This is a genomic window from Rhodococcus sp. Ni2 (assembly GCF_021352185.1).
In the GTDB taxonomy this organism is placed as follows: domain Bacteria; phylum Actinomycetota; class Actinomycetes; order Mycobacteriales; family Mycobacteriaceae; genus Rhodococcus_F; species Rhodococcus_F qingshengii.
Genome location: NZ_WOXZ01000001.1, coordinates 398,511 through 411,377 on the forward strand (window position 1 = coordinate 398,511; position 12,867 = coordinate 411,377).

At 59.7% G+C, this 12,867-nt stretch carries 10 protein-coding genes; 9 read left to right on the forward strand and 1 reads right to left on the reverse strand.

Annotated features, from left to right (window positions below):
- The first annotated feature begins 14 nt into the window (after positions 1-14).
- Complete coding sequence (efeO, locus tag GN300_RS01840) at positions 15-1,145, forward strand: iron uptake system protein EfeO (protein WP_063316803.1); 1,131 nt, start codon at positions 15-17, stop codon at positions 1,143-1,145.
- Positions 1,146-2,426 (forward strand): iron uptake transporter deferrochelatase/peroxidase subunit, encoded by a 1,281-nt coding sequence (gene efeB / locus GN300_RS01845; protein ID WP_063316802.1) that lies wholly within the window; start codon positions 1,146-1,148, stop codon positions 2,424-2,426. It abuts the gene before it with no gap.
- On the opposite strand, the gene GN300_RS01850 is transcribed toward efeB, so the two are convergent.
- Complete coding sequence (locus GN300_RS01850) at positions 2,399-3,535, reverse strand: glycosyltransferase (protein WP_020908547.1); 1,137 nt, start codon at positions 3,533-3,535, stop codon at positions 2,399-2,401. The two genes, efeB and GN300_RS01850, sit on opposite strands and share 28 nt — an antisense overlap.
- Before the next feature lie 116 nt (positions 3,536-3,651).
- Between GN300_RS01850 and GN300_RS01855 the strand changes: the two genes are divergently transcribed.
- The 7 genes from GN300_RS01855 (at position 3,652) to GN300_RS01885 (ending at position 12,864) form a co-directional block, all read left to right on the forward strand.
- A complete protein-coding gene (locus tag GN300_RS01855) occupies positions 3,652-5,418 on the forward strand; it encodes an alpha/beta fold hydrolase (protein WP_063316801.1) in 1,767 nt (588 codons plus the stop codon).
- Positions 5,419-5,429: 11 nt separating this feature from the next.
- Positions 5,430-6,836, forward strand: coding sequence for an O-antigen ligase (locus GN300_RS01860; protein ID WP_223304407.1), 1,407 nt, complete (start codon positions 5,430-5,432; stop codon positions 6,834-6,836).
- The gene (locus GN300_RS01865; protein ID WP_223304406.1) at positions 6,764-7,786 is read left to right on the forward strand and encodes a glycosyltransferase family 1 protein; all 1,023 of its coding nucleotides are present in this window, start codon (positions 6,764-6,766) and stop codon (positions 7,784-7,786) included. Before GN300_RS01860 ends, GN300_RS01865 begins: the two co-directional genes overlap by 73 nt.
- Before the next feature lie 7 nt (positions 7,787-7,793).
- On the forward strand, positions 7,794-9,383 hold the full coding sequence (locus GN300_RS01870) for a flippase (protein WP_063316863.1): 1,590 nt from the start codon (positions 7,794-7,796) through the stop codon (positions 9,381-9,383).
- On the forward strand, positions 9,380-10,468 hold the full coding sequence (locus tag GN300_RS01875; protein WP_063316799.1) for a glycosyltransferase family 4 protein: 1,089 nt from the start codon (positions 9,380-9,382) through the stop codon (positions 10,466-10,468). Before GN300_RS01870 ends, GN300_RS01875 begins: the two co-directional genes overlap by 4 nt.
- Entirely contained in the window at positions 10,461-11,546 is a 1,086-nt protein-coding gene (locus GN300_RS01880) for a beta-xylosidase (RefSeq protein ID WP_054827664.1), read from the forward strand. The genes GN300_RS01875 and GN300_RS01880 overlap by 8 nt, the downstream gene beginning before the upstream one ends.
- Positions 11,547-11,775: 229 nt before the next feature.
- Entirely contained in the window at positions 11,776-12,864 is a 1,089-nt protein-coding gene (locus GN300_RS01885) for a cellulase family glycosylhydrolase (protein ID WP_063316862.1), read from the forward strand.
- Positions 12,865-12,867 lie beyond the last annotated feature (3 nt).

Genomic DNA, 12,867 nt, shown 5'->3' on the forward strand with positions numbered 1-12,867 from the left:
GAGGCATTGCCGACATGCGTAAATCCACCCTCGTACTGGCCACGGCCGCGGTACTTCCCTTCTCCCTCGCCGCGTGCACCGAGAAGACGACGGCGAACGACGGCGACATCACGGTCACCGCCACCGACGACTCATGTGAGGTCAGCGCCACGACGGGGACGACCGGCACGTCGACCTTCCAGGTGACGAACAACGGCTCCAAGGTCACCGAGTTCTACGTCTTCGCCGAGGGTGATCGAGCGATGGGCGAGGTCGAGAACATCGGCCCAGGACTGACCCGTCAGCTGATCGTCTCTCTCCCTGAAGCAGCGACCTACCAGCTCGCCTGCAAGCCGGGCATGGTCGGAACCGGCATCCGTCAGGACTTCGTCGTCACAGGCGATTCGCAGGCGGCCACCGACGAGAGCGGCCAGCTCGCCGAAGCCGCCGACGGTTACCGTCGCTACATCCGCAGCCAGATCGTCGCGCTGCAGGACACCGCAGCTCAGTTCGTCGCCGCAGTCCAGTCCGGCAACGTCGACCAGGCGAAGGCACTGTTCCCGATCGCACGTACCTACTACGAGCGCATCGAACCCGAAGCCGAGAGCTTCGGCGAGCTCGATCCCAAGCTGGACCTTCGCGAAGCGGATCTCGAGCCCGGTCAGGTCTGGACCGGGTTCCACCGCCTCGAGAAGGATCTGTGGGTGACCGGGCTTCAGCCGGACACCAACGCGGTCGCCGATCAGCTGCTCGAAGACATCCAGTACCTTGCCGACCAGGTGAACGCGGACGATTACACGATCGATCCCACCAAGATCGCCGGCGACGCTCAAGGGTTGCTCGACGAGATCTCGACTTCCAAGATCACCGGCGAGGAAGACATCTTCTCGCACACCGACCTGTGGGATTTCCAGGCCAACGTCGACGGCTCGCAAGCGGCGATCGCGGCACTGAACCCGATTCTGCAGGAACGTAATCCCGAGCTCGCCCAGCGCATCGCTGACCGATTCGCCGACCTCGACGCTGCGCTGGCGCAGTTCCGGGTCGGCGACGGATTCGTGTACTACGACACCGTCACCGAGGCGCAGCGTCAGGAACTCTCGCGTAAAATCGATGCACTGTCCGCCGAGGTCAGCCAGGTCCAGGAAGTAGTCGCGGGACAGTAGATGACTGATTCACCAGAAGGCACACCCGCTGCGGAAAACGCAGCACCGCACGCAGTCTCACGACGCCGACTGTTCGGCGCCGTGGGGGCCGGCGCCGTTCTGGCCGGTGCCGGTGCCGTCATCGGGCGGGTGACCGCCGACGAGAGTTCCGGCGCCGATCACGCAGACGTGGTCGCCTTTCGCGGCGAGCATCAGGCAGGCATCACGACGCCGGCCCAGGATCGTATGCACTTCGTCGCTTTCGATGTGACGACGAAGTCGCGCGACGAACTGATCACGCTGCTGCAGACGTGGACGGCGATGGCCGAACGAATGACGGCGGGTCAGGAAGCAACCGAAGACGGAGCGACCGGCGACGGTCCGTATGCACCACCGAGCGATACGGGTGAGGCACTCGATCTCGCGCCGTCGCAACTCACCCTGACCATCGGATTCGGACCGTCACTTTTCGACGACCGTTTCGGGCTCGCAGACAAGAAACCTGCTGCCCTGCTCGATCTCCCCCACTTCCGTGCGGACAACCTCGACCCGAATCGGAGCGGGGGCGACATCGCCATCCAAGCGTGCGCCAACGATCCCCAGGTTGCCGTCCATGCGATCCGCAACCTCGCGCGAGTCGCGTTCGGGACCGCGTCGGTCAAATGGTCGCAACTCGGGTTCGGACGAACATCCTCGACCTCGACGACGCAGGCGACACCACGAAATCTGTTCGGGTTCAAGGACGGAACAGCCAACATCAAGGCGGAAGATCCAAACGCACTCGCCCAGCACGTCTGGGTTGATCCCACTGACGATCAGGCCTGGATGGCGGGCGGATCATTCCTCGTCGCCAGACGAATCCGCATGCTGATCGAGCAGTGGGATCGCGCAGTACTCAAGGAACAGGAAGCTGTCATCGGCCGCTCCAAACGCAGCGGAGCGCCGCTCGGCGGCAAGGACGAGTTCGACGAGCTCGATCTCGATTCCAAAATGGGACACGACTTCGTCATCCCGGAGGATTCACACGTGCGCCTGGCCTCTGCCGAGGAACTCGGTGGGATTCAGATCTTGCGCCGCGGATACAACTTCACGGACGGCTCCGATGGCTTCGGCCACCTGGACGCGGGACTGTTCTTCGTTGCGTACTGCCGGAATCCGGTCGAGCAGTTTGTTCCGATGCAGCAAAACCTTTCACGACACGATGCGCTGAACGAATACATCCAGCACGTCGGTTCTGCGGTCTTCGCTTGCCCCGGCGGTCTCGCCGACGGGAGCTACTGGGGCTCCGCGCTGTTCGCGTAGCCGAACACCGGGACACCGGTCCAGGTTGCGATCTCGGAACGAAATCTGCGCACGGAGTACTTCTCGTACGAGCGGGCACCATTCACGTCCACTGCGGCGACATCTCGGATGCACTCGGCCACCGATTCCCAACTGTCGTCGTGGAAATGGAGTCCGTCGACACCAGGTGTCACGGTTTCCGAAGCTCCCCCGATGCTGTTCGTAATCACGCGCGCACCCGCAGCCATTGCCTCCACCGGCATGATTCCGAAGTCTTCGATCGCCGGAAAGACGTATGCGAGTGCCTGCTGATACAGCGCAAAAAGCAACGCATCCGAGGGGCGCCGAACAATTCGAACGGGAACCGACGCAGAGTCAGCCATCGCGCGGAGCCGATCCTCTTCCGGGCCCGACCCTGCGATGACAGCAGCCGTTCCGGCCCGCTCGGCTGCCCGGATCACCCAGTCCAAACGCTTGTACGGAATGAACCTCGAGGCACCGAGAACGAATGGCGAGGGCAAACTGGATAGTAGCTGAATTTCGTTTTCGCTCAATCGGGACCGCCAATCCTCGACGGCGGAGATCCGGTCGACGTCCACCGGAGGGTGGATGACCCGTGATTGCACGCCCCAGGCTCGCTCAACCCGTCGACTGACGAACACACTGTTCGCTGCGAACGAGGCTCCCTCCGACGCTCTTTTGCGGTCGATCTTGCGCAGAATGGGTGATCCCAGCCTCGCGAGTGGCGAGTTTCCACGCTCGTCCAGTTCGGGATTCCACACGTACCTGGCGGGGGTGTGCACGTAGACGAATTTCCGGAATCGCGCAGACTGCTCCCTGAATGTTGCGTGATGGGCAAACACGTGGGAGCTGATCAGCGCGAAGTCATAGCCGCGGTTCTCCAACCCTCGCCAGGTGAACGGCATGACAGGCAATGAGAGCGCTTTGCTACGACGCAATGGCGTTGCAGCGAGCACACTTTCGTTGACATCGGTTGTCGAGTAACGCCCGGGAGCATCGTTCCACAGACAATAGAGGTCAGCGTCCGGATAACAGTTGACGAACTCGTCCAGCACCTTCTCTGCGCCGCCCGAACGCTCTATCCATTCATGGACGAGTACACCTGACATTTTCGGACTCCTATGCGCTTTTTTGGCGCTTCACAAACCTAGAGATTGCCGGATCGGCATCAAACAGACTACTGGTATGTTTACTAGCAACATACAGGCAACCGATCTTGACCGGAGTGATCACCATCGAGACTCAACTGGCCACGTGGTTCGGGTCGGCAGACAGGCCGTTGCTCGGATTCGTTCACGTGCCCTCTTCAGGAACTGTCCGAGAAGCCGTGGTCATGTGTCCCCCGCTGGGCAAGGAGCACATCGACACCTATCGCGGCATGCGACTTCTCGGCGAAAAACTCGCGGCACAGGGTATGGCCGCTTTTCGTTTCGAGTACGCGGGAGTCGGCGACTCGGCCGGTGCCGAAGACGATCCTGACGCTCTCACCCTCTGGCTGAAGAGCATCGTCAGCGCTGTGGACTATGTCCGACGAGCGGGCGCGGAATCCGTCAGCATCGTCGGACTGAGAGTTGGGGCCCTCCTGGCAGCGTCGGCATTGCAGGAGTGCGGACACGTCAACTCGATAGTCCTGTGGGACCCAATTCTGACCGGCCGCAACTACCTCAGGGAACAACGTGCGTTCTACGCGATCAGCGTCGGAGAGGACGATCCCGCCGACTCACGTGTGTCGATCATGGGTGGCGTGCTGGCTCCCGAATGCGCCGACCAACTGTCACGTCTCCGCATCACCGGACCATTTCTCGGACGTCCACGCACCCTTCTGGCCGTGAAGTCTTCGGTACTGGACAGCAGAGCTGTCGCCGGGCTCGCAGCAACTCTTGATCCCGAGATGATGATCTTGGAGAACCACGACGCGTTCACGTCGCCTCCCAGTTTCTACGTCGACATCCCCTACACACACATCAGCGAAATCGCACAGTGGTTGGATCGCCACGCGCCCACGAGTTCCTCCGCGTTCACTCCCGCGATCACCACCACAGCTCGCGTCGCGGTCACCGAAGTCGGCGAGGAGGTGTTCGAGACGTTGGAACGATTCGGCGCTCAGGAGCTCTTCGCGATCCGCACGCATCCCGCAACTTCTCCCGAATCCGAGGCAGGCAACATATCGACCACCGATGCGCCTCCCGAGCGCGGACTACTGTTCTTCACTACTGCAATCGAGCATCGAGTCGGGCCTGGCCGCTCGTGGGTGACCATCGCTCGTGAGGCCGCGGCTCTCTCGGTCACGAGTCTCCGATTCGACCGACGAGGGGTCGGCGACTCGGGTCCGATCGACGCCGACAATCCGACGTCGGTCTATTCACACGCGGCAGACGAGGACGCACGCACTGCCGTTGCCGCACTCGGCGCAGATCCGAGAAACCTCGTGATGACCGGATTGTGTTCGGGGGCATGGACCTCAGCGTCCATGGCGCTCCAGATGGGTGCGAGATCGACAATACTCGTAAACATGATCTTGTGGTCGGTGAGGCGCAAGAAGTCCCTGATGGATGCTGTCTTGCCGGAGGCTCCTCGAATCGATCCAGGTGCCGAAACCACGAAACTTCCCCTCCGCGGACGGGTGAAAGGCGTACTGCAGTCCCGTCTCCCCTATCCAGCGTGGAAGCTTCTGGGAATCAGGGGAATCACGCAGGTTCCTGAGGTAATGCTGGAGGCACTCTGCAAGCGTGGGGTGGATACCACCGTCATCCTCTCCCCCGCGGACGCCGCATGGTTCAATCAGCAACGCGGACCCGAAGGCGTTGCCCGGATGACTCACCGAGGACAAACGTTCGACGCGATCATGCCACCGGTCGGCGATCACCCGTCCTACCATCGTGACCTCCGAAATATCGTGCAAACAAAGGCGATTTCTTCGATAGCGAAAGCATTCGGAATTACGACGGTCCCTCGGGCCGACACGGCGAATGCGAACCGGTTCATCGCGTGAACACATCATTCATGTTTGTTGCTGCAATCTTCGCAGTACCCATCGTCGTTGCGATCTACCAGCGACCACAACGCGGCTTGCTGCTTGTTGCACTGTTCGCTCCGCTCCACGGTCTGTTGGCGATCATTCCCGGCGGGACATCGATGGCCGGTTGGAAGGAGGGGTTGCTCCTGCTCACGTTGGGATGCACCTTCGTCAGCCCCAATCGCCTTCGGGTAGTGCGCCCCTCGATGCCTTGGTGGCCGGCTGCCGCGGCCTGGGTAGCTTTCGGTTCCGCGTCAGCACTGCTTCTGTCCGGTATCGCCGGGGTGACATCGATAAAGATCACCTACTTCTACATCTTGATACCCGTCATTCTCTGGCGCGCACCGTTCTCGCGGGACGACCGAGATCATCTCGTGTCCGTCCTGATGGGTATGGGGATACTGACAGCAGTCATCGGACTCCTTCAGCAAGCAGTAGGGCCTGCATACCTGGTGGATCTCGGCTACAGCTACACCGAACAGATTCGAATCACCGGCTCGATCTTGCGAAGCTTCAGCACTTTCACCGGTCCGTTTGCGTTCGGTCTCTTCGTGATGCTGAGTTTGATCGTCGGTATTTCGGTCGCTCTCGCGGATCCGAAACGGCTGCGCAACATTATCTTTCTGGCCGCAACTCCGATCATGGTCGTAGGCATGGGAGTCTCGATTGTGCGGGCCAGCTACATCGGGTTGGCTGTCGGGCTTCTCTGGATTGCCGTATACAAGTATCGGTCTATCTTGATGTTGTTCGGCGCGGCTGCCGCTGCCGTTCCCTTTGTACTTCTGTTGGCACCACCATCAATCGTCAAACCACTGTTCTCGTCGTACAGTCTCGAAGAACGCGGTAGCGGATGGTCGTCGACAATCAGCTCGCTGTTCGTGCATCCACTCGGGCAAGGTCTGGGCGCAACAGGATCCGCGGCAGCAAAGGCGGCGGAAGCAGCGCAACCGATGCTCAACACGATGACGATCAAGGCCGCGACAACACTTGGGCTGATCCCCTATCAGCCCGACAACTACTACATGAAAGTCGCAGTCGAGCTCGGACCGATCGGCTTGTGGATTTTTGTCCTGGTCCTCATATCTTCCGGAGCGTCCGCGCTGAGGGCATCGCGTGTGCTTCCCGGCTCGGACGGCGCTTTGGCTCTCGGTGTCAGCGCCTCGATCGTCGCGGCCGCGGTCGCTTCTGTCGTCTCGACATATTTCGAGATATTTCCCCTCGACCTCTACTTTTGGCTACTGATTGGAACCGTGGGATGCGCACTGACTCAACACCACTCGGAGAAAGAAGCGATATCCGATCACGAATCACCCTCGGAGCCATGGCACTCCGACCTGGTGGGGGCGGCGTCCAAACCTATGCACGCGAACTACTCCGAGAACTCTCCCCACTGATCAGCGAATCGACGAACCTCAGCGCAACAGTGCAAATCGACGCTGTCGATGAGATTCCAACCGGAGTGCGCGCCGTGACGCGCCCTGTTGCCTCCGGAGCACGCAGAGCCGCGTGGGCGATGGTGCCGGTCGCGGGCAGCGACTTGTTCCACAGCCTCGACGTCGACCTCCCGATCGGGCAAGGCGGCCTGAAGATCTCGACGTTTCACGACATGTCGGTATTCGACGTTCCGTGGGCCTTCAGTCGATATCGAGCAGCTGGCGAACGCCGACTCCTGTCCGCGGCGCTACGCAAGGCCGACGTCGTCATTGCAGTATCGGACTTCACCGCCGAACGAATACTCGCACTGAGCGGTCGGCATGCCGTTGTCACGCCGCTGGCACCCGCATCCTGGGCCACGATCCCCACCGAAGCTGCAGTGACCGAAGTTCGGCGGCGATTGAAACTACCGGAGCGATTCGTGCTGCAGGTCGGAACGATCGAACCTCGAAAAGATGTCGCTCTGGTCGCCGAAGCGTGCACGGAGCTGTCGATTCCTTTTCTGCTGGCGGGCTCCGGCTCGACTGGCCCCGACGCGCCCCGTTCCGCCCGAGGATTGGGTTACGTCGCGACAGAAGACCTTCCGGCACTCTATTCCGCCGCAACTGCTGTCGCTTACTCCTCCCACTACGAGGGGTTCGGTCTGCCGCCACTCGAAGCCATGGCGTGCGGCGCGGCAGTGGTTGCGAGTGCGGTCGGAGCACTGACCGAATTCGCCGACAACGCCGCCGTGCTTGTCCGCAAGCACGACAAGGCTTCCTGGTTGGCCGCTCTTCGCTCAGTCGTCCTGGACGACGATGTCAACACCGCACTCCGTATATCTGCGCCACGTGTCGCGGCCCGATCGACGTGGACCCGAACAGCCGAATACACGGTTGACGCGTACCGCACTGCAGGGCTGAGCGTGTGAGTTGCTCATGACGAATCGCAATTCGACGGGCACCGAGCCCGTATCGCCGCGAGAGTTCGCCGAATTGCGCCAGGCCGCTATCGACAAGTTCGAGAAGGAACGTCGCGAGCGAGAGACGAAAATCCACGGGCCGGCCGCTCCGGATTTGACTGCGAACGATGCACGCCGAAGCACTGCGATCATGCTCGGAAGCCGGATCGCAGTGGCAGCGATGGGGTGGACCGGCTCGGTTCTGATCGCGCGTTCGATCAGCCCTGACGAATTCGGTCAGTTCTCCCTCATCTTCGGATTGCTCGGATTGTTGTCCGTCGTCACCGATCTCGGCGTCGGCCGAGTGGTGCTCGCGAAGTTGGTCGAGTGCAATCCGTGGGAAGTTTCGCTGGTCACCACCGCGTTCATATCCCTACGGGTCGCCCTTGGTCTTTTCGGATACATCGTCGCGGTGGGTTATGTCTGGATTCTCCGCTACCCCGCAGAAGTGGTCGAAGCAACGGCGGTCGCTGGTTTGGTCGTTGTCGTTGCCACTCCCAGCCATGCACTTTCCGTCATGTACCAGAGCCGCCTGCGCATGACGTATGTCGCGATCGCCGAGGGCGTCGGGCAACTCGCCCAGCTTGTCGCGACCATCGTCGCGGTTTTGTGGCAGCCGATCCTCCTCGTTCTCGTCATCCCTGCGGTTATCAACGAAGTGGTCGCGGCCGTCGTGAAAGTGCGCGGTGTCCGAAAGGGCGTCGCCGGGCCTAGGCCGTCGTCACGAGCGCAGTTTCGTAGGTGGCGGGAAATGCTGATCGAAGCAATCCCTTTGAGCATCGGCTTCGCTTTGGTCACGCTTCTGTCCAAAGTGGATGTGCTGCTCTTGGGCAAGCTCGATACTTTCGATTCGGTCGGCTTGTACACCATCGGGTACAAATTCGCGGACCTTCTGCAAATCGTCGCAATCACCGTAGTCACCCCGGTAACAACACTTCTCGTGTCCTATTGGCCCGACAGCGTGGCAGTGTTCCGCGAACGAAGCCGCGAAACATTCATCGTCCTGACAGTTCTCGGGAGCGCATCGATCGCCGCGTTCTGGCCTGCTGCCACCGGAGTGCTCACCTTTCTGTACGGAGAGCGGTTCGCAATTGCAGGGACCTCGACGCGACTGTTGGTGCTTGGCGCATGCTTCTCGATGCTCACCCAGTTGGGGTTGATGATCCTGGTTGCGAGCGGCCGGCATCGAATATATCCGTGGATTGCATTGGGCGGCTTACTCTTCAATATCGTGGTCAACATCGTGTTAATTCCTCGAATGTCATTCAACGGAGCGGCAGTTGCGACCGTATCGACCGAACTGCTTCTTTTCGTTGCAATTTGGGTTGTAGTGCGGCAAAGTCTGCCGGTTCACAGAATGTTTCCGATGCTCCCGCTCGGAGCGGCCGTCGCCCTCTGCGCAGTGGTCACAGTGGCAGGAACGATCTGCGTCGAAAGGTTGGGCGTGCCATGGCCAGTCGTTTCGGTTCTCGCTCCACTTGGGACAGTCGGAATCTATGCACTTGTATCGCTCGCGGGCGGGAAGTCGCCACTCGCAATGGTAAAACCCGACAGGGAAGTAAAATGACACGAACGATCATTTTCGTCAGCCACACTGGAGAGATCTCCGGCGCCGAACTGGTCATGCTCCAACTGATGCGTTTGGCACACGAGCAGGGTTTCACGGTAATGTTGGCTTGTCCGGAAGGGCCGCTGAGGGATCGCGCACGCGCGTCAGTCGACTTCGAAACGGTCACGCTACCAACCCTGTCGCTCAGAGGCGAAGGGGGTCTGGCACGCGTCCTGGCGATTCTCGAAGTTGCAAAGAATTGGCGAATTGCCGGGCGCATCATTGCGTCTCGGGCTCAGTCGGCCAGCTCGACCGTGATAGTCAACTCACTGTTCGCATTGCCGGTGATCAGGCTCGGCCGCGTACCGCAACGTGCAACGTGGCTTGTCCACGACACTCTCTCGAGCACAAAACAACGATTCGTCGTACGGATTGCAAAACCCGGGATCCGACGAGCAGTCGCCGTCTCCGGACCGACATCGCTTCCTGTTCTTTCGCTGGGAATTCCCACCTCGGTGTCACGACTTGGTGTTGTAGTTCCCCCTGAGGTAACGGAAGTTCGATCACCGGCACGCCGAGTTGTCGGAATCATCGGGTCACTGACGCCGTGGAAAGGCCACTTGGTGTTGATGGATGCCATCGCCCGCACAGTAGACGTCCAACTCGAAATCGCCGGACTTCCGTTCCCGGGCGATGAAATGTACGCACAAGTACTTCGTGAACGCGCACAGCAGCCGGATCTGGCGGGTCGCGTCACATTTCTCGGATATGTCGATTCACTGGCAACTATCAAAGGATGGGACATCGCGATTTCTGCGAGCACCTCTCCCGAAGCCGGCCCACTCGTGGCACTCGAAGCAATGAGCATCGGAGTGCCAGTCGTCGGAACCGATCTCGGCGGCACCAGCGAGCTGCTGGGGGACGGCGCCGGATCGCTCGTCGAGCCATCTGATTCAGTAGAACTCGCAGCCGAGATAACGAGACTGTTGGAGGACGGGAGTGCACGATCCGAATTGTCACGCATCGGCCGGCGGAAGGTAGAGGACCGATATGACATCCAGAAGAATCTTCCGGCTCTGCTGAAGGAGCTCATCGATGGCTAAGGCACGTCGAGTCGCCGCAGTCGCAGTGGTCTTGTTGATTGTCGGATTGGTAGTCCATTCTTCGATTACCGCAACCGGCGAACCTTGCGCAGTTCAACCTTCGTCAGACAATACTGGCATCGCACTTGGTTCCGGCTATACCGCAATGAGTGACGCCGAAATGGATCGAACGGTGGAAGCTATTCGATCATCGGGTTCGCACTGGGTCAGATTCGACATCGACTGGTCCGCCATCGAAAGTACCGAGGGCACCTTCGACTGGTCCGGAACCGATCGCCTCGTGGACATCGCGAAATCTTCCGGGCTCGAGATTCTCGGTCTCATCACCTACACGCCTGCCTGGGCAAGAGATCCGGCAGCGACGAGTCCTGACACGCATACCCGTCCGGCCGACCCGGACGCGTTCGGTAGGTTCGCGGCGCTTGCCGCTGCCCGCTACTCGAATTCCATTTCGTCATGGGAGATCTGGAACGAGCCCAATCTCCAAACATTCTTCAATCCGACGCCGGATCCTGAGTATTACTCGAAGCTGCTCGCCGCATCGAGCGTAGCAATCGAGGCAGTGCAACCGGGCGCAACAATTGTCTCCGGTGGCTTGTCCCCCGCAACTGACAACGGCGCTGACATAAGCCCCACGACGTTCCTCGCGAACATCTACGAATATGGAGCTGGACAACACTTCGACGTTGTCGGAATGCATCCGTACACCTACCCGGCACTGCCCTCGGACCCGTTGACTCGAAACTGGAACTCTTTCTATCGAATGCGGCTGATGCACGACACAATGGTTGCAAACGGCGACTCGACCAAATCTATTTGGGCGACCGAATTCGGGGCACCAACAGGAACTGGTCTCGACGCTGTGACCGAGTCGATGCAAGCCGAGATACTGCGTGACGGATTCAACGAAGCGCGTAGCCTCGGGTTCGTTCAGAAGGTCTTCGTTTACAGTCTCCAGGACCGCGGCTCCGATCCCGGTGATCGCGAACAAAACTTTGGCCTTCTGGATCTCGACTTCGAACCGAAGCCCGCAATGGCCGTGTTGCAAGATGCAAACGAAACTGGAGGATGCCTCTGAACTATTGATCATTTTCGACCACAGTCACCGAGAAAATCGGACAATACCAACCGGCGCATTTCGCAGTAGCACCCAACCGGACGGAAGTACTGCAGAACCGACTTCGAGACTGGTGCCAAGTGACCCAATTCATGCAATTCTTTGATTTGTCGGATTGGTCATCTAGTTCGGCTTCCAACTTGTCTGTCCCGCACCGGTTTCGAGTCACTGTGGAAAGAAGGTGGTCGGCGTGAGTCGACTTCGATTGTCCCTCGCCTGCGCCCTGTTGACTGTCGGGTCATTGAGCGCGTGTGCACCGAGTCCCGTTCCAACAACAACCCCAACCCCGAACTCGACGTGCAGTTCCGTTGGTTTAGGGATCGCCGCGGGCGCCCCACTCAACGGTCTCTCTCAGAATGATCTCGATGCAGAACTGACCGCAATGAAGAATGCCGGCGCGACCTGGCTCAGGTTCGACGTCGATTGGTCCGCCGTCGAATCAACCAAGGGCCAACAGAATTGGAGCACAACGGACCGCGTCGTCGATCGAGCACGTCTCCAAGGATTGAGCGTCTTGGGAATCGTTACGTACACGCCGGCTTGGGCTCGCGTCGCCGGGGTCAACGATACCCACGGGTATCCATCCGATCCGGCCGCGTTTGCCAAGTTTGCACAACAAGCAGCACAACGGTACTCGAACAGAATCAGCACTTGGGAGATTTGGAACGAACCGAACCTGACACAATTCTTCCGCCCCAAGCCGAATGTGAACACATACACTGCACTCCTGAAAGCCGCATCTGAAAGTATCCGTGCGGTACAACCGGGTGCAAAGATTCTCAACGGCGGTTTGGCACCGGCCGTCGACAACGGATCCGACATCTCACCGGTCACATATCTCAAGGGTATGTACGCGGCAGGAGCAAAGTCTTCATTCGATGTCTTTTCGATCCATCCGTACAGTTGGCCTGCGCTACCTTCGGATTCGTCCACCCAGAATTGGAACACTTTCTACAGGATCCGACTGATGCGAGAATCGATGGTGCAGAACGGGGACAGCGGAAAGAAAGTCTGGGCAACCGAATTCGGAGCTCCGACAGGTACAGGCCCGACCGCCGTCAGCCCGCAATTACAGGCCAACATCATCTCGGATGGATTCGCGCAAGCAAAGGTGCTCGGTTACATCGAGCGCATTTTCATCTACAGCATGCGTGATCGCGGAACCAACACTTCGGATATCGAACAGAACTTCGGTCTGGTCACGATCAATTACACTCCGAAACCCGCACTCGCAGCGGTGAAACAGGCAGTTGGAGGGTGCAGCACACCCAAGATCTAGTGA

Excerpts from the sequence above, each read along its gene's own strand:
- efeO (WP_063316803.1), top strand. The coding sequence starts at position 15 with ATGCGTAAATCCACCCTCGTACTGGCCACGGCCGCGGTACTTCCCTTC.
- efeB (WP_063316802.1), top strand. The coding sequence starts at position 1,146 with ATGACTGATTCACCAGAAGGCACACCCGCTGCGGAAAACGCAGCACCG.
- GN300_RS01850 (WP_020908547.1), bottom strand. The coding sequence starts at position 3,535 with ATGTCAGGTGTACTCGTCCATGAATGGATAGAGCGTTCGGGCGGCGCA.
- GN300_RS01860 (WP_223304407.1), top strand. The coding sequence starts at position 5,430 with ATGTTTGTTGCTGCAATCTTCGCAGTACCCATCGTCGTTGCGATCTAC.
- GN300_RS01865 (WP_223304406.1), top strand. The coding sequence starts at position 6,764 with ATGGCACTCCGACCTGGTGGGGGCGGCGTCCAAACCTATGCACGCGAA.
- GN300_RS01870 (WP_063316863.1), top strand. The coding sequence starts at position 7,794 with ATGACGAATCGCAATTCGACGGGCACCGAGCCCGTATCGCCGCGAGAG.
- GN300_RS01875 (WP_063316799.1), top strand. The coding sequence starts at position 9,380 with ATGACACGAACGATCATTTTCGTCAGCCACACTGGAGAGATCTCCGGC.
- GN300_RS01880 (WP_054827664.1), top strand. The coding sequence starts at position 10,461 with ATGGCTAAGGCACGTCGAGTCGCCGCAGTCGCAGTGGTCTTGTTGATT.